Here is a 16,650-nt window from a genome sequence, read left to right as displayed (position 1 = left end):
CGCCTATTGCCGCTCGGTGTCCCCCGTAAGCCGGATGTCCTGACCGGCGTCGGCGTCAACGGCACCGGCAAGACGACGACGATCGGCAAGCTGGCGTCGAAGCTTTCGGGTGCCGGGTTGAAGGTCATGGTGGCGGCGGGCGATACGTTCCGCGCCGCGGCGATCGAGCAGTTGAAGATCTGGGCCGATCGCACGAAGTCGGAATTCATCGGCACCAAGCTTGGCGCGGATGCCGCAGGTCTCGCCTACGACGCCTTCGAGCAGGCGAAGGCGAAAAAGTGCGACGTGCTGATCATCGATACCGCCGGCCGTTTGCAAAACAAGGCCGAGTTGATGGCGGAGCTTGAAAAGATCGTCCGCGTGCTCGGCAAGCTCGATCCCGACGCCCCGCATACGGTGCTGCAGACGCTGGATGCGACCACCGGCCAGAACGCTCTCAATCAGGTCGAAATCTTCCGCAATGTTGCGGGCGTCAACGGTCTGATCATGACCAAGCTCGATGGTACGGCAAGGGGCGGCATCCTCGTTGCGATCTCCGCCAAGCACAAGCTACCGGTCTATTTCATCGGCGTCGGCGAAGGCGTAGACGATCTGGAGCCGTTCGAGGCCGAGGATTTCGCTCAAGCCATTGCCGGGCTTGGGCAATGATGCCACAGATAAGCCGGAACAGCGCATAAGGCGCGCGAACGACGAACAGGTTTGACCAATACATGACCACTGAAAGCGATATTACCCCCAGCGCCGCCGACAGGCACCATCCGATGCTGAAGCTGGCGCTGGAACTCGGGCCGCTGCTGATCTTCTTCTTTGCCAATCTGCGCGGCGCCTGGCTGGTCGAAAGATTCCCTGCATTGTCCGAACTGGGCGGGCCGCTCTTCGTGGCGACGGGACTCTTCATGGCGGCGACGATCGTCTCGCTCGTCGTTTCCAAGCTCGTCCTTGGCCATCTGCCGGTCATGCCCTTCGTGTCGGGCATCGTCGTTTTGATCTTCGGTTCGCTGTCGATCTACCTGCAGAACGAAACCTTCATCAAAATGAAGCCGACGATTGTCAATACGCTGTTCGGTGTCGCGCTTCTGGGCGGGCTTGCCTTTGGTAGGTCGCTGCTCGGCTACGTCTTCAACGCGGCCTTTCAGCTCGACGCTGAAGGCTGGCGCAAGCTGACGGTCCGTTGGGGCGTTTTCTTCCTGTTCCTTGCCGTTCTGAACGAAGCCGTCTGGCGCAATTTTTCCGATGACTTCTGGGTGACCTTCAAGGTCTGGGGAACGATGCCGATCACCATCATCTTCACCATGGCGCAGATGCCGCTCATCCTGAAGCATTCGATAACTCCTGCAGGAGAGACCGAGAAGTGACGGCATTCAGTGCAGCGGAAAGAGCGAGACATCAGAATTTCTGGTTCGCGGCCTGCCTGGCGGTTTTGATCATCCAGATCGCTGCCGAGTACCTAATAGGCCGCACGCCGATCTGCACCTGCGGCTATGTCAAGCTGTGGGAAGGCGTCGTCAACTCGAGCGGCAATTCCCAGCATCTTTCGGACTGGTACACGCCGTCCCACATCATTCACGGCTTCCTGTTCTATGGGCTGGCGCATCTCGTAATGCGTAACAGGCCGATCGCCGTCCGCCTGCTTCTGGCGCTCGTCGTCGAATCCGGCTGGGAACTGCTCGAAAACTCGCCGATCATCATCGACCGCTACCGCGCGGCGACGATCTCCCTCGACTATTACGGCGATAGTATCCTGAACTCGGCCATGGACACAGTCTTCATGGTCGCCGGCTTCTTCTTCGCTGCCCGCGCTCCGATCGCGCTCACAGTCGCCATCGCGATCTTCTTCGAGATTTTCACGGGTTACATGATCCGTGACAACCTGACGCTTAACGTGCTGATGCTGATCTGGCCGGTCGAGGCGGTCAAGGCCTGGCAGAGTGCGGTTTAGGAAACCGGTTTCCCGAGCGCCTTTTCCATTGCCGGATAGAGGCCTTCCTTGAGGCTGACATCGTCGAAGGGGCCGACGCGTTTATAGAGGATCGTGCCGTCGGCGGCGACCAGGTAACTCTCCGGAATGCCATAGACGCCCCAGTCGATCGCCGCCTTGCCGTTCGGATCGACGCCGATTGCGGCATAGGGGTTTCCGAGCTCTCCAAGGAAACGCAGCGCGCTGTCGTTCTTGTCCTTGTAGTTGATCGCGACGATGTTGAGCCGGTTGTCCTTTGCCAGTTCCGTCAGGATTGGATGCTCTTCCCGGCAAGGAAGGCACCAGGAGGCAAAGACATTGACCAGCGTCAGCTTGCCCTTGATTGCGCTATCCGTCAGCGGCGGCAGATTGGACCCTTCGAGGGGTGCCAGGTTTAATTCTGGAGCTTTGGTGCCGATCAGCGCTGAAGGGATCTCGGAAATGTTCTTGCCGTGGAAATCCTGATCGTACAGCATCTTTGCTGCCGTCGCGGCAATGCCGCCGAAAACGACAAGCGGGATCAATGCCAGCGCATAACGGGCAAAGCCGCGTGGTTTTGGCCGATCTGCTTGCGGCGTGCTCATTCGCTATCCTTCGGACGCGCCGAACGGCGGCGGATACCGGAAGCTTGCAGGGCCGCCAGTTCCTTCTGCCGCGCGCGCCCGTCCACCCAGATCCACAGCGTCACGGCGATGGTGACGAAAGCGGCGAACCCGTAGGAACTGTAAACGTAAAAGGCGTGCGCCATCGCTCAATCCTCACGGCTTGCCATGCGCGCGGCAAGTCGGCGCTGGGCGGCAACGCGGCGCCGCCAGATTTCATTGCGCATCGCCATGATGTGCAGCGTGAAGAAGAGCAGCGTGAAGCCGATTGCCATCACGAAAAGCGGGCGCAGGAACTCCGGGTCGATCGCCGGGCCGGCGAGGCGCACGACGCTCGCAGGCTGGTGCAGCGTATTCCACCAGTCGACCGAGAACTTGATGATCGGAATATTGACGAATCCGACGAGGATCAGAACCGCGGTGACACGCGCGGCCCTTGACGGATCATCGATGGCGCGGTTCAGCGCAACCAGGCCGAGATACATCAGGAAGAGGATGAAGACGGACGTCAGCCGCGCGTCCCATACCCACCAGGTGCCCCACATGGGCTTGCCCCAGAGAGAACCGGTGACCAATGCAAGCAGCGTGAAGGCGGCGCCGAGCGGTGCGGCGGCCTTGGCGGAGACATCGGCCAGGGGATGGCGCCAGACGAGCGTGCCGATCGCCGAAATGCTCATCACGGTGTAGCACATCATCGAAAGCCAGGCCGAAGGCACATGGAGATACATGATGCGGACGGTTTCGCCCTGCTGGTAGTCGCCTTTCGTCGAGAAGCTGAGGTACAATCCGATGATGAGACAGATCGCCGTTGCCGCCGCCATCCACGGGATGATGCGCTGCGCCAGCGCCAGAAACCGCGTCGGATTGGCGAGATCGCTGATTTTGCTGATGGCAAGGCTTGTTTCGCTCATGAACGGTTCTTTACCTTGAACGCGGTGCTCCCGCAATTGATCGTGATCAAAGAGCCAATCAATCCGATGTGTTTCTAAGCGCAAGTGCTGCGCCTGCCGGACCGATGACGGCAAAAAACATCGTCAATGCGATCAGAATGAGGAAGGGCGGCAGGAAAGGTGCCGGATCTTCCACTGCCGCATAGGTGGCGCTGACGCCGAAGATAAGCACCGGAATGGTCAATGGCAGGACAAGGATCGAGACCAGCAGCCCGCCGCGCGGAAGGGCGACGGCGACAGCCGCGCCGACGGCGCCGATGAAGGTGATGGCGGGCGAGCCGGCCAAGAGCGTCAGCATCGTCGCACCGATCGCGACCTCGTCCATGTTCATGAAGAGACCAAGGAACGGGGAGGCAATCACCAATGGCAGGCTCGTCGCCGTCCAATGCGCGAAGCACTTGACAAGAACCGTCAGCACGAGCGGCGTTTCCTGCATCAACATCAAGTCCAGCGAACCGTCGTCGCGTTCGGCTTGGAAAAGCCGGTCAAGTCCCAGCAAAGCCGCAAGCAGTGCACCAATCCAGACGATGGCGGGGCCGATCCTGGAAAGCAGGTTCAGGTCCGGCCCGACGCCGAACGGGATGACAGCGACGACGGTGAGGAAAAACAGCACGCCGATCAAAGCGCCGCCGCCGGCGCGGATGGAGAGTTTCAGATCGCGGAAGAAGAGGGCGGTCATTTGAGGTGTCCCTTTTCGCGGATGCCCAAGGACCCCTCCCCAACCCTTCCCCACAAGAGGAAGAGGCTAACGTGCGGCGCTGTTTGCTGCCTGCAAATATCCGTTGCGCAAGCTGTAACGGTGTCCTTGTGTGCCACAAGCTTCATCAACCCCAAACTCCTCGATCCACACCCGCAAACCCCGTCATCTTCAATGCCCGGGCACTCTGAAGCCCGAGCGGCTGATGGGTCGCGGCGACAACGATGCCGCCCTTTCTGCGGTGGGCGTCGATGAGACCGGCAAACAAGCGGTCGGCGCTGGCATCGAGTGCTGCAGTTGGTTCGTCGAGAATCCAGACCGGGCGGTAGGCAACGAGCAGCTTGGCGAAGGCAAAGCGGCGTTGCTGGCCGGCGGAGAGATAACCGAAGGGAAGATGCGTAATGTCGGAAAGGCCGACGGCCTCGGCAGCGTCTTCGATCGACAGTTCCGAGGCGCCGAGGACGTCGCCGAGAAAGTTTTGCCAGAAGGCGAGATTTTCGGAAACGGTTAGCTCGCTTTTCATCGCATTGCGGTGGCCGAGATAGTGGCTGACCTCGCGCGGATTCCGCTCCGTTTCACCACGCGAATCAGTGAATTCAACTGTGCCCCTTTCAGGCCTTAAAAGACCCGCCAGGACGCGCAGCAAAGTCGACTTTCCCGATCCGTTTTTCCCAGTCAAAACCAGCGCTTCGCCTGCGTCGAGGCGAAAGGATACGTCTGCGAAAATCAGGTCTTCGCCCCGCCTGGCAGCGAGATTGGAGGCGTCGAGATGCATAGGTTTTCCGTTCAATAAGTTTTTAGTCACCGCGACGCAAAAAATGTCCCAAATGGGTCGAGCCCTCTCTGGCACCTTTCTTAGAAATTATCTATAAGACCCGCAACCACGCCAGCGGCCGGCGTGAATTTCATCCTTGCGCCGAACTTGGAGAAACCTCTCCACGTGCGGACAGCGGAAATGGCCGTACCCGCATCCTGATGTGCATTAGTGCATAGGCGTCCGCACGACTGTGTTGGCTATCAGAAACGGGGTCTCTCGTGTCTAAATCTCTTGACAGCTTCAATTGTCGCTCCACGCTTTCCGTGAACGGAAAGGACTACGTCTACTACAGCCTACCGAAGGCTGAAGCGAATGGTCTTAAGGGCGTGTCGAAGCTTCCCTATTCGATGAAGGTTCTGCTCGAGAACCTGCTGCGCTTCGAAGACGGCCAGTCGGTCACCAAGGAGCACATCCTCGCGGTCGCCGAATGGCTGAACAACAAGGGCTCCGTCGAAAACGAAATCGCCTATCGCCCGGCGCGCGTGCTGATGCAGGACTTTACTGGCGTTCCGGCGGTGGTCGACCTTGCTGCGATGCGCGACGCAATGGTCTCGCTCGGCGGCGATCCTGAAAAGATCAACCCGCTCGTGCCCGTCGACCTCGTCATCGACCATTCCGTCATCGTCGATGAATTCGGCACGCCGCAGGCCTTCGCCAAGAACGTCGAACTTGAATACCAGCGCAACGGCGAGCGCTACCGCTTCCTGAAGTGGGGCCAGCAGGCATTCAAGAATTTCCGCGTCGTTCCTCCCGGCACCGGCATCTGTCACCAGGTCAATCTCGAATATCTCGGCCAGACCGTGTGGACGAAGGATGAGGACGGTGAGACGATCGCCTATCCGGACACCTGCGTCGGTACCGACTCGCACACGACGATGATCAACGGCCTCGGCGTTCTGGGCTGGGGCGTCGGCGGTATCGAAGCAGAAGCCGCCATGCTCGGCCAGCCGGTCTCGATGCTCCTGCCGGAAGTCATCGGCTTCAAGCTCACCGGCAAGCTCAAGGAAGGCGTCACGGCGACGGACCTCGTTCTGACCGTCGTACAGATGCTGCGCAAGAAGGGCGTCGTTTCGAAGTTCGTCGAGTTCTTCGGCCCCGGCATGGACAACATGCCGCTCGCCGATCGCGCGACGATCGGCAACATGGGTCCGGAATACGGCGCGACCTGTGGCTTCTTCCCGGTCGACGGCGAAACCGTCAACTACCTCACCATGTCCGGCCGTACCCATGACCGGATCGCGCTCGTCGAAGCCTATTCGAAGGCGCAAGGCATGTGGCGCGAAGGCGATGGTTCCGACCTCGTCTTCACCGACACGCTGGAACTCGACCTCGGCGACGTCGTGCCGTCGATGGCAGGTCCGAAGCGTCCTGAGGGCCGCATCGCGCTCGAAGACATCGCGTCCGGTTTCGCCACGTCGATGGACGCTGACTACAAGAAGCCCGGCCAGCTTTCGAACCGTTATGCGGTCGAAGGTACGGACTTCGATCTCGGCCATGGCGACGTTGCCATTGCCGCCATCACATCCTGCACCAATACCTCCAACCCGTCGGTTCTGATTGCTGCCGGCCTGCTCGCCCGCAACGCCGTTGCCAAGGGGCTGAAGACCAAGCCCTGGGTCAAGACTTCGTTAGCGCCTGGATCGCAGGTCGTCGGCGAATATCTTGCCAAGTCCGGCCTGCAGGCCGACCTGGACAAGCTTGGCTTCAACCTCGTCGGCTTCGGCTGCACGACCTGCATCGGCAATTCCGGCCCGCTGCCGGGGCCGGTCTCGAAGACGATCAACGACAAGGGCCTCATCGTTTCGGGCGTACTTTCGGGCAACCGCAACTTCGAAGGCCGTATCTCGCCGGATGTCCAGGCGAACTATCTGGCATCCCCGCCGCTCGTCGTTGCCTACGCGCTCGCCGGCACTGTCCAGAAGGACCTGACCAAGGAGCCGATCGGCGAAGACCAGAACGGCAAGCCGGTCTATCTCAAGGACATCTGGCCGACCTCGAAGGAAGTTCAGGAGTTCATCCTCAAGTACGTCACCCGCGAACTTTACGAAACGAAGTATGCGGATGTCTTCAAGGGTGATGAAAACTGGCAGTCCGTCCAGGTTCCTCCGGGGCAGACTTACGCCTGGGACGACGACTCGACCTACGTCCAGAACCCGCCTTACTTCGTCGGCATGGGTAAGAAGGGCAGCGGCACCTCGGACATCAAGGGCGCCCGCGTCCTAGGCCTGTTCGTCGACAAGATCACCCCCGACCACATTTCTCCGGCCGGTTCGATCAAGGCTGCGTCGCCGGCCGGTTCTTATCTGCTCGAGCACAATGTCGGGGTCGCGGACTTCAACCAGTACGGCACGCGCCGCGGTAACCATGAAGTGATGATGCGCGGCACCTTCGCCAACATCCGCATCCGCAACCACATGCTCGGCCCGAACGGCAAGGAAGGCGGCTACACGATCCACTATCCGTCGAAGGAAGAGGAATCGATCTACGACGCCGCCATGAAGTACAAGGCAGAGGGCGTTCCGCTCGTTATCTTCGCCGGTGTCGAATACGGCAACGGTTCGTCGCGCGACTGGGCGGCGAAAGGTACCAACCTGCTCGGCGTCAAGGCCGTTATCGCGCAGTCCTTCGAGCGTATCCACCGCTCGAACCTGGTCGGCATGGGTGTCATCCCCTTCGTCTTCGAAGACGGCACGACCTGGCAGAGCCTTGGCCTGAAAGGTGACGAGACCGTTACCATCGAGGACCTGGAAAACATCAAGCCGCGCGAGAAGAAGATCGCCAAGATCACCTACAGCGACGGCACGGTGAAGGAGGTTCCCCTCTTGTCGCGCGTCGATACGCTCGACGAAGTGATCTACCTCAACAACGGGGGCATCCTGCAGACGGTTCTGCGCGATCTCGCTGCCTGATTGTTAAGAAAGATGCCAGATAATGGCCGCCGAAGAGCAATCTCCGGCGGTTTTTCTTTGCGGGTTTCAATCTCACGCCGATGTGTTCTAGCAGCGATGCCGACGGGCGGCGTCTCACCCCTTCGTGACTTCCCGTTTGCAGCCGGAAGGATTATCTCTACGGGCGTAAGTCAGGGCCTGCGGTTTTCGGTCTGCTGCGCGTCTCTGGAAAAAGAGGTTGGAATGTCGCCGCGCTTTTTGATTTCGCTGGTCGCCGGTATGGTGCTTACAGCGCCGCTTCATGCCGAAGATGGCAAACTGAAAGGCGTCGTGGAACTCTCCACCTCGCAGGGATGCCCGTCCGGTCCTCCCGCCGATGCAGCCTTCCGGAAGCTGGTTGGCCAGGGCGATGTCATCGCACTCGCCTATCATGTGGACTACTGGAATTATCTTGGGTGGACGGACACGCTCAGTTCGAAGGAAAACACTGAGCGCCAATATGGCTATGCGCGGATGATGGGCCGTAGCAACGTCTACACACCGCAGGTCGTGGTGAACGGCCGCGATCACCTGACTGGCTCGGACCTTTCCGCCATCTATGGCAAGATCGATACATTTTCGACGGAAGGCAAAGGCTTGACCGTGCCCGTGGACGCGAAGCTGCGCGGCGACGAGCTCGAGATCAAGATCGGTGCCGGCGAAGGCAAGGCCAATGTCGTGCTCGTCTATTTCGACAAGGAAAAGACGATCGACGTCGAAAAGGGCGAAAACAGCGGCAAGAAGATTTCCTATCTCAACAGCGTCAGCGATATCGAAACAGTCGGCATGTGGGATGGCAAGGCGGCAAGCCTGACGCTGCCCGCAAGCGTTCTGCAGAAGCCAGGACTGGAGGGTTGCGCCATCCTGCTGCAGGCGACCACAACGGACGGCGATCCGGCTGCGATCGTCGGCGCAACAATCGTCATGGCAGGCAAGAATATCTGATCGATTTACCGCTTCGAGGCGTATGGAACGAGGCGGCCCGGCTGATCGTATTCGGGGCTGGGGTTAAGGTCGATACGCTCAGCCGGGCCCTTTGGCGCGCTGGCGCCAAATCGGTGAGCGAACTTCCTCCGGAAATGAGGCGCTGTTTTGACTGAAATGCGGCGCTTGGGAGATTGCATAGCATATGTTTAATGTGATGGTAGCTGCACTTGCAATTTGATGTGGCTCGGGCAAACTGTCGTTCTCCTGTCATAAGTGGAGGCTTGGGAGACTGATGACAGATCAGCCGGATTTGCGGCATGGCGACGCCCGTTCCGCCAGTAGTAGTTCCTCGGTCGTCGTCGATTTAAAAGAGTACAAGCAAAGCAAGGACCCGCCGCCGGTGACCTTTCATCGTCGCGAGTTGGATGCGATTTTATGGATCTACGGAAGGATGGTTGGCGAAGGCGAGTGGAAAGATTACGCAATCGGCCACCTGAAGGAGAAGGCGGTCTTCGCCGTGTTCAAACGTTCGGGCGAGACGCCGCTTTTCCGCATCGAGAAAGACCCAAGGCTCGCCGCCAAGCAGGGCGCCTATTGCGTGATCAATGCAAACGGCATGATCCTCAAGCGCGGCCATGACCTGCAGCAGGTGCTAAAGGTCTTCAACAAGGTTCTCAAACTCGTCGAGACGTGACGGCGTCAACCCTCAAACAGCGTGCCGGGATAGACCGACGGATTTGGATCGCTGTCTTTGCCATCGCCGAGCGGCCGCTGCATGATCATCGTGTCGAGCCAGCGGCCGTGTTTGTAGCCGGTACCCTTCAGGAGGCCGGTCTCTTCGAAACCCAATGCGCGATGAAGCGCGATCGAAGCCGGATGGGCACCGCCGATGATGGCTACCATCTGGCGGAAGCCGAGTTCCGTGCAGCGTGAAATCAGCGCTGTTAGCAGTGCCCGGCCAATGCCAAGGCCGCGCGCTGTAGGCGCGAGATAGATTGAATCCTCGACAGTCCAGCGATAGGCAGGCCGAGTGCGGAAGGCGGAAGCATAAGCATAGCCGATCAGGGCTCCATTCTCATCAACCGCCGCGATATAGGGATATCCAAGACTGGTATTTGCGGAGAAACGAGAGGCCATTTCGGATTGCGAAGGCGGGATGATCTCGTAGCTCGCGACGCCGTTGAGGACTGATTCGCGATAGATTTCCGAGATTGCGGGGAGGTCGGAAGGAGTGGCGTCACGAAGAAAGAAAGGCATTGGATCGGCCGGTCATTGATGAGTGCCCTTAAAAAACACTCCATCGCGCAACGTGCAATAAAAAAGGCGGCCGGAGCCGCCTTTTTGCTGATTCTGTCCATTTACCTGCGGTTGCCGAGGAACTGCAACAGGAACATGAAGAGGTTGATGAAGTCGAGATAGAGCGTCAGCGCGCCTATGATCGCCTTCCGGCCGGCGACGGCAACGTCATCTGCTTCGAAGTACATTTCCTTGATTCGCTGCGTATCGTAGGCAGTAAGGCCTGCGAAGATCAGGACGCCGATCACTGAGATCGCGAACTGCATCGCGGAGGAGGCCAGGAAAATGTTGACGAGCGAAGCGATGATCAGGCCGAAGAGGCCCATGATCAGGAACGAGCCCATCGCCGACAGGTCACGCTTTGTCGAGTAGCCGTAGAGCGACAGTGCGCCGAAGGAGGCTGCCGTGATGAAGAACGTCTGAACGACGCTCTCGCCCGTGTAGATAAGCAGCAGCGACGAGAGAGACAATCCGACCAGCGCGGCATAGACCCAGAAGGTCGTCTGCGCTGCGGAAACGCTCATGCGGCCGATCCGGAAGCTTAAGAAAAACACCAGAGCCAGCGGAGCGAAGATCACGACCCACTTCAGCGGGCTCACATAGATCGCCTGGCCGAAGGCGGTCAATTGACCATCGGCAAAAGCGAGCTGGAATGACAGAAATGCCGCTACACCCGTGATCGCCAGACCCAGCGCCATCAGGTTGTAGACCTTGAGCATATAGGAGCGCAGGCCCTGATCGATCATCTCGCCAGTTTGTGCGCGGCTTTGGTAGTTACGAAGGTCAGCCATAGTTTCCTCTTAAAAGCTCCGATGGGTATACGGTGTCGGGCTATACGACCCGGGCGCCGCTGCGGAGCTCCAGCATGCCTACCGGTAATATGAGCCTTTCACCTTTTGCAAACAAGGCCCTTGCAACCCGCGATCGGGTTAAATCGCCGTAAGGTGAAGGGATTTTATCAGCCGCAGATTCATAGTTCGCGCAAAACGGGTGCTGCCTTCTGGCCAAGAATGCGCCAGGTGCCGATGAGTCCGATGCCGACTGTCAGGACCAGCGCGGTGACCAGCGTGAGGCCGGCGACATCGGGCAGGAAGGTCGAAGGCATCCGCATGATGCGGCTGACGATGAACCAGGCAGCAGCGCCGCCGGCGATCAACGCAAAGACCGCTGTTGCAACCCCCAGGATCAGATATTCGTAGCTGAAGGCGCGGATGAGCATTGCCCGCGTCGCCCCAAGCGTCTTCAGGACGACGGCGTCGTGTGTTCGGGCCCGGTTGCCGGCGGCAAGCGCGCCGGCAAGCACGAGAACGGAGGAGATGAGCGCAACGGAGGCCGCGGCGCGGATCGCGGTTGCGAGCTGCGCGACCAGCGTATTGACAATATCGATAGCGTCCTTGACGCGCACGCTGGTGATCGTCGGATACGTATTGGTCACGGATTTCAGGATAGCCGCTTCTACGGCCGGGCTCGCCGAGGGATCGGTCAGCGTTGCCAGCCAAGCATGCGGAGCGCCGCGGAAGGTATTCGGCGAGAAGACCATGACGAAATTGATCGATAGCGATTCCCACTCGACTTTCCGCAGGTTCGCGATCCTGGCCGTCAGGTTGCGGCCGAGCACATTCACAGTGACGGTATCGCCGATTTTGAGGCCAAGTTCCCTGGCTTCTTCCGAGGAGAAGGAGACCAGCGGTTCGCCGCTGTAGTCCTGTGGCCACCAGCTTCCCTCTGTCAGCGAGGCGTTTTCCGGTACCGTCTGGGAATAGGTGATGCCGCGGTCGCCGCGCAGCACCCATTGGCCGCCGGGCGGCACCTGGATCTTGGTCACGTCCTTGCCGTTCAGCGCCAGGATGCGGCCCCGCAGCATCGGCACTTCCACGAGCTTGCCTTCCGGCGCCTGCCGGCTGATCAGATTTCGGAAGTTTTCGACCTCGGCGCTCTGAATGTCGACGAAGAAGAAATTCGGCGCGCCGTTTGCCATGCGGCCGGTCAATTGTCGGCGCAGGTTGCCGTCGATGAGCGTCAAGGTGACCAATAGCGCGAGGCCGAGGCCGAGCGAGAGGACGACGGACGGCGTCAGTGCGCCAGGGCGATGGATGTTGCCGATTGCAAGCCGGAGCGCTGGTGAATTGACACGCGGGCTGCGCCTGGCGAGCCAGGCGATCAGTGCTGCAACGGCGCGCAAGATGACGAAGGCAAAGACAATCGCGCCGACGAAGATGACGGCGATGTATCGGTCATAGGCGGTAACGATCGCAAGACCGGCAAGCGCAGCCATGAAGAGAGCGGCCAGCAAGATGTAAGGCAACGAGGGCAGGCGGCGTGCCTCGAAACCCTGTTCTCGGAAGAGCGCAGTTGCAGGCACTTCCCGGGCATGGCCGAGCGGCATGATAGCGAAGGCGAGCGTCGTCAGGATGCCGAAGAGTGCGGCTAGTAGCAGCGCGTCCGGGTAGAGCGTCGGTTCGGTGGAGACCGGCAGGAATTGTGCCAGGAATTGCGCGGCAAGCATCGGCGACAAGGCGCCGATGACGAGGCCGACCATGATGCCGGCGAATGCGATGATCGCAATCTGGAAGAGATAAACGAGGACGACGACGCCAGCAGGTGCCCCCAGGCATTTGAACGTCGCGATCGTCGTGCGCTTCGCATCCAGAAAGGCCCGCACGGCGTTGGCGACGCCGACACCGCCGACGATGAGTGCGGTAAGGCCGACGAGCGTCAGGAATTGCGAGAAGCGGGTAATATTTTCGGTGAGAGACGGGGCCGCGCGGTCGCTGGTTCGGATCGACCAGCCCGCCGATGGGAACTCCCTGGTGGCGCGGTCGCGCACGCTTCCGCGCTCGGAGCGGGCATCGAGCCTGATCTTGTAGACATGCTCGACGAGGCTGCCGGTCTGGATCAGTCCGGAAGCAACGAGCGCCTGGCGGCTGACCACCAGCCGTGGCGCAAATCCGAAACCTTCTGAAAGCGCGTCCGGCTCGGTCTTCACCGTGCCGGTGATGCTGAGGGTGGCATTGCCGAGCAGTATCTCGTCGCCGACTGCAAGACCGAGCCGCTCCAGCAGGAGAGGTGCTGCAACGGCGCCATAGGTTCCGTTCTGATCCGAAAGCAGAGCCGAAAGGGGGTAATCCGGTTCGGCCGTGAATTTGCCATAGAGCGGATAGGCATCATCCACCGACTTGACCTCAACGAGCGCTTGATCCGACCCATCTGGCTTTCGTGCCATGGAACGAAGACCGGTTGAGATGGAAACCTGGCCGAGGCCGCGCAGGAAATTCATCTCCGGCTGGGTTGCTTCACGGTTGTTCAGCTCGAAGCGGACGTCACCGGCGAGCAGTTCCTGGCCCTGGGAGGCGATCGAGTCGGTGATCGACTGCGAGATGGAATTGACGGCGGCGATCGCACCGGTGCCGAGTGCGATACAGGCAAGGAAGATGTAAAAGCCCCTGAAACCGCCGCGCAGTTCGCGAAGGGCAAGGCGGAAGGCAAGTGCGGTGCGCGGGGCGACGAGCTTCATGCGATGGCCGCTTCGGAATGGCGCGACGCGCTATCGCCTTCGATCTTGCCGGAACGGACTTTGATCTGCCGCGAGCAGCGATTGGCAAGCGAGACGTCATGCGTGACGAGCAGCAGTGTCATGCCGCGTTCGGCCTGCTTGGAAAAGAGCAGATCGGCGATCTGGCGGCCGGTATCGGTGTCGAGATTACCGGTCGGTTCGTCGGCGATGAGGAGGGCTGGCGAAGGCGCAAGAGCGCGCGCAATGGCGACGCGCTGCTGTTCGCCGCCCGAAAGCTGGCCCGGGTAGTGACGAAGCCGCTCGCCGAGCCCGACCGATTTCAACTCGCGACGGGCGATGTCGAAGGGGTTTTGCACGTTTGCGAGTTCAAGCGGGACTGCGACGTTTTCAAGTGCCGTCATATTGGCGATCAGATGGAACGACTGGAAGACGATGCCGATATTGCGGCCACGGAAATCGGCGACCTGATCTTCGCTGAGGGCGTGCAACGGCGTGTCGTTTATATTGATCTCGCCGCTATCGAGCCTCTCAAGGCCGGCGAGGACCATCAGCAGCGTGGACTTTCCCGAGCCGGACGGACCGACGATGCCGACCGACTCGCCGGCGGCGACCGAAAGGTCGATACCCTTCAAGACATGAACGGAGGCTGCCGCATTGCCCAGCGTCAAATCTGCCTGCTTGAGCTCGATGATGGTTTTTGCCAAAAGAAAATCGCCCTATATGAATTGCAAAGACCTTGCCAATCTAGGGAAAGCAGCATGAGATTTAAAGTTGCCGCGCTTCACATCGCTGTCATTGCCGCTTCGTTGATTTTCGGGACGAGTGCCAATGCTGCGACGATCAACCTTGTCGGCTTCGGCGACAGCCTGATGGCAGGCTACCAATTGCCGCCCGGCGACGGCTTTCCGGAGAAGCTGCAAGCGGCCTTGAAGGCCAAAGGCGTCGATGTTTCGATCGGCAATGCCGGCGTTTCCGGGGACACGACGACCGGTGGGCTGGCGCGAATCGATTGGTCGGTCCCCGATGGCACCAACGGCGTCATCTTGGAGCTTGGGGCCAACGACGCGTTGCGCGGTATTGCCCCGGAAGAGAGCGAAAAGAACTTGGACGCGATGATTGCCCGGCTAAAGGATCGCGGCATCGCCGTGCTGCTCGTGGGCATGATGGCGCCACCGAACATGGGTGGGGACTATGCTGCGCGTTTCAATCCAATCTACCAAAAACTCGCGGAAAAACATCGGGTTCCGCTTTATCCTTTTTTCCTTGACGGTGTCGTGATGGACACCAGTTTGAAGCTGGACGATGGAATGCATCCGAACGCCAAGGGCATTGATGTCATGGTTCAGAAGATGGAACCGGCTGTCACGGAATTCATCGGGACGATTTCTACTGTGAAGAAATAGGGGCTTGCGCGGGTGGCGAATGCGTGATTCCGTGTGAGCACGTGCAAAAGATTCGGGGAGTGCTCGTCATGCCGAGACTGTTTACCGCCCTCGAAATTCCGCGCAATGCGGCGATGAGCCTTTCATTGCTGCGCGGTGGTCTTCCCGGTGCAAGATGGATCGATGTGGAGAACTACCACATCACGCTGCGCTTCATCGGCGATGTCGATGGACGCACTGCTGACGAGATCGTTGAGCGCCTGGACCGGATCGATCGGCCCGAATTTCAGATCCGCCTTGACGGCATAGGCTCTTTCGGCTCGAAGAAGCCGCATTCCGTCTGGGCAGGCGTCTCGCCCTCGCCGGAAATGTATGCGCTACAGGCTGAACTCGAGCGCATCTGCCAGCGGATCGGCCTGCCGCCGGATCCCCGAAAATTTACCCCGCATGTGACGCTGGCGCGGATGAAGTCCTCGCGCGTCGATGACGTCGTCCACTACCTTTCCAGCCGAGGCAATTTCCAGACATCGTCCTTCACCGTTCCACGCTTCGTGCTGCTTTCTTCGCGCGAATCGGTCGGTGGCGGGCCCTATCTGACGGAAGAAGTGTTCCCGCTGAGCGAGGCTTGGTCGGCGCCGAACTTGTCCACCAATGCGATGCAGCCGGTCAAAAGCCTCGTATAGATCAATTCGAAGCCTTCCGGGCCACCAAAGTAGGGGTCCGGAATATCTTCGCCAGTCTGAAGCGCGGTATCACCGAAAAGCGTTATGTTGCCTGCGCCGGGCGCCATCGCGCGAAGCTCGGCAATATTGGCGCGGTCCATCGCGAGGACAAGATCGAACTCTTCCAAATCCTCAAGGCGCACACGGCGGGCACGTTGCCCTGTAATGTCGATGCCGTGGGCTCGTGCGATTGCGATCGAGCGTCTATCGGGCTGTTTGCCTTGATGCCAGCCGCCGGTACCTGCTGAATCGATCTTGAACCGATCGGCAAGACCGCTCTCCCTTGCAATATGAGCGAAAACGCCTTCGGCGAGCGGAGAGCGGCAGATATTGCCCATGCAAACAAAGAGAATGCTGACGCGTTTCATGAAAGAGACCTGACTGAAGAGATGGAGCACGATGACATGAAACAGGAGAAACTGGAACGGAGCGCGATCGACAGCCAGCTTGCCGGATTGGCGGGTTGGTCTTTGGATGATGGTTGGACATCGATCTCGAAAACCTTCAAATTCGCAAGCTTCGTCGAAGCCTTCGGCTTCATGACGAAGGCGGCGCTTGTGGCAGAAAAGCTCAACCACCATCCGGAATGGTTCAATGTCTATTCCAGGGTCGAGGTGAAGCTGAACACGCATGATGCAGGTGGATTGACCGAACTCGACTTCAAGCTTGCCAAGGCAATGGACAAGGCCGCCGGGCAGATTGATTGACTCTGTTAACGCCATCACCCTATCTTCGCATGCACCAAAGGGCAAACGGGAATGGACGAGGTCACATTCGGTGAAATCCTGCTGCCCGGGGACGAAGATACCCCGCGCCGGCGGGCGGAGGCAGTGCGCAGCAAGTTCTTGCCGGCCTTCCA

Annotated in this window: 19 protein-coding genes; 9 read left to right on the top strand and 10 right to left on the bottom strand. The window is 59.7% G+C overall.

Annotated features, from left to right (window positions below):
- From ftsY to C9413_RS12690, 3 genes are all read left to right on the top strand, one after another.
- Window positions 1-648, top strand: a 648-nt coding sequence (ftsY, locus tag C9413_RS12700; RefSeq protein WP_170250513.1) for a signal recognition particle-docking protein FtsY, incomplete at its 5' end; no start/stop codon positions are given.
- A gap of 62 nt (window positions 649-710) precedes the next feature.
- Window positions 711-1,355: a septation protein A gene (locus C9413_RS12695; RefSeq protein WP_039846401.1), complete on the top strand. Its 645-nt coding sequence runs from the start codon at window positions 711-713 to the stop codon at window positions 1,353-1,355.
- Window positions 1,352-1,939, top strand: a complete 588-nt coding sequence (locus C9413_RS12690) for a DUF2585 domain-containing protein (protein WP_039846400.1) — start codon at window positions 1,352-1,354, stop codon at window positions 1,937-1,939. Before C9413_RS12695 ends, C9413_RS12690 begins: the two co-directional genes overlap by 4 nt.
- On the opposite strand, the gene C9413_RS12685 is transcribed toward C9413_RS12690, so the two are convergent.
- From C9413_RS12685 to ccmA, 5 genes are all read right to left on the bottom strand, one after another.
- Window positions 1,936-2,541 (bottom strand): DsbE family thiol:disulfide interchange protein, encoded by a 606-nt coding sequence (locus C9413_RS12685; protein WP_039846399.1) that lies wholly within the window; start codon window positions 2,539-2,541, stop codon window positions 1,936-1,938. The genes C9413_RS12690 and C9413_RS12685 overlap by 4 nt on opposite strands.
- Entirely contained in the window at window positions 2,538-2,705 is a 168-nt protein-coding gene (gene ccmD, locus C9413_RS12680) for a heme exporter protein CcmD (protein WP_039846398.1), read from the bottom strand. The genes C9413_RS12685 and ccmD overlap by 4 nt, the downstream gene beginning before the upstream one ends.
- Before the next feature lie 3 nt (window positions 2,706-2,708).
- A complete protein-coding gene (locus C9413_RS12675) occupies window positions 2,709-3,470 on the bottom strand; it encodes a heme ABC transporter permease (RefSeq protein ID WP_039846397.1) in 762 nt (253 codons plus the stop codon).
- Between the two features lie 58 nt (window positions 3,471-3,528).
- The gene (gene ccmB / locus C9413_RS12670; protein ID WP_039846396.1) at window positions 3,529-4,188 is read right to left on the bottom strand and encodes a heme exporter protein CcmB; all 660 of its coding nucleotides are present in this window, start codon (window positions 4,186-4,188) and stop codon (window positions 3,529-3,531) included.
- 145 nt (window positions 4,189-4,333) lie between these two features.
- A complete protein-coding gene (gene ccmA, locus C9413_RS12665) occupies window positions 4,334-4,981 on the bottom strand; it encodes a heme ABC exporter ATP-binding protein CcmA (protein WP_039846395.1) in 648 nt (215 codons plus the stop codon).
- A gap of 260 nt (window positions 4,982-5,241) precedes the next feature.
- Between ccmA and acnA the strand changes: the two genes are divergently transcribed.
- The 3 genes from acnA (at window position 5,242) to C9413_RS12650 (ending at window position 9,571) form a co-directional block, all read left to right on the top strand.
- The gene (gene acnA, locus C9413_RS12660) at window positions 5,242-7,932 is read left to right on the top strand and encodes an aconitate hydratase AcnA (protein WP_170250512.1); all 2,691 of its coding nucleotides are present in this window, start codon (window positions 5,242-5,244) and stop codon (window positions 7,930-7,932) included.
- Between the two features lie 222 nt (window positions 7,933-8,154).
- Window positions 8,155-8,895: a thioredoxin family protein gene (locus C9413_RS12655; RefSeq protein ID WP_170250511.1), complete on the top strand. Its 741-nt coding sequence runs from the start codon at window positions 8,155-8,157 to the stop codon at window positions 8,893-8,895.
- Between the two features lie 274 nt (window positions 8,896-9,169).
- Complete coding sequence (locus tag C9413_RS12650; protein WP_039846392.1) at window positions 9,170-9,571, top strand: DUF2794 domain-containing protein; 402 nt, start codon at window positions 9,170-9,172, stop codon at window positions 9,569-9,571.
- A gap of 5 nt (window positions 9,572-9,576) precedes the next feature.
- On the opposite strand, the gene C9413_RS12645 is transcribed toward C9413_RS12650, so the two are convergent.
- The 4 genes from C9413_RS12645 to C9413_RS12630 all read right to left on the bottom strand — a co-directional run bounded on the left by C9413_RS12645 (window position 9,577) and on the right by C9413_RS12630 (window position 14,391).
- Complete coding sequence (locus tag C9413_RS12645; RefSeq protein ID WP_039846391.1) at window positions 9,577-10,134, bottom strand: GNAT family N-acetyltransferase; 558 nt, start codon at window positions 10,132-10,134, stop codon at window positions 9,577-9,579.
- Window positions 10,135-10,235: 101 nt separating this feature from the next.
- Window positions 10,236-10,964 carry a Bax inhibitor-1/YccA family protein gene (locus C9413_RS12640; RefSeq protein WP_022717367.1) on the bottom strand — a complete coding sequence of 243 codons (729 nt, stop codon included), beginning with the start codon at window positions 10,962-10,964 and terminating at the stop codon, window positions 10,236-10,238.
- A gap of 179 nt (window positions 10,965-11,143) precedes the next feature.
- Complete coding sequence (locus tag C9413_RS12635) at window positions 11,144-13,687, bottom strand: ABC transporter permease (RefSeq protein WP_039846390.1); 2,544 nt, start codon at window positions 13,685-13,687, stop codon at window positions 11,144-11,146.
- Window positions 13,684-14,391 (bottom strand): ABC transporter ATP-binding protein, encoded by a 708-nt coding sequence (locus C9413_RS12630; protein WP_039846389.1) that lies wholly within the window; start codon window positions 14,389-14,391, stop codon window positions 13,684-13,686. Before C9413_RS12630 ends, C9413_RS12635 begins: the two co-directional genes overlap by 4 nt.
- Before the next feature lie 54 nt (window positions 14,392-14,445).
- On the opposite strand from C9413_RS12630, the gene C9413_RS12625 reads away from it, so the two are divergent.
- Together C9413_RS12625 and thpR are read left to right on the top strand one after the other, a co-directional pair.
- Complete coding sequence (locus tag C9413_RS12625) at window positions 14,446-15,090, top strand: arylesterase (protein ID WP_039846388.1); 645 nt, start codon at window positions 14,446-14,448, stop codon at window positions 15,088-15,090.
- Window positions 15,091-15,158: 68 nt separating this feature from the next.
- Window positions 15,159-15,752, top strand: coding sequence for an RNA 2',3'-cyclic phosphodiesterase (thpR, locus tag C9413_RS12620; protein WP_039846387.1), 594 nt, complete (start codon window positions 15,159-15,161; stop codon window positions 15,750-15,752).
- On the opposite strand, the gene C9413_RS12615 is transcribed toward thpR, so the two are convergent.
- On the bottom strand, window positions 15,659-16,159 hold the full coding sequence (locus C9413_RS12615; RefSeq protein ID WP_039846386.1) for a low molecular weight protein-tyrosine-phosphatase: 501 nt from the start codon (window positions 16,157-16,159) through the stop codon (window positions 15,659-15,661). The genes thpR and C9413_RS12615 overlap by 94 nt on opposite strands.
- A gap of 36 nt (window positions 16,160-16,195) precedes the next feature.
- Here C9413_RS12615 and C9413_RS12610 point away from each other — a divergent pair, with 36 nt between their 5' ends.
- Window positions 16,196-16,498 (top strand): 4a-hydroxytetrahydrobiopterin dehydratase, encoded by a 303-nt coding sequence (locus C9413_RS12610; RefSeq protein ID WP_039847032.1) that lies wholly within the window; start codon window positions 16,196-16,198, stop codon window positions 16,496-16,498.
- Window positions 16,499-16,650 lie beyond the last annotated feature (152 nt).

The organism is Rhizobium sp. SEMIA 4085, assembly GCF_013004495.1.
Lineage (GTDB): Bacteria > Pseudomonadota > Alphaproteobacteria > Rhizobiales > Rhizobiaceae > Rhizobium > Rhizobium gallicum.
This window is presented reverse-complemented; position numbering and strand designations above follow the sequence as displayed.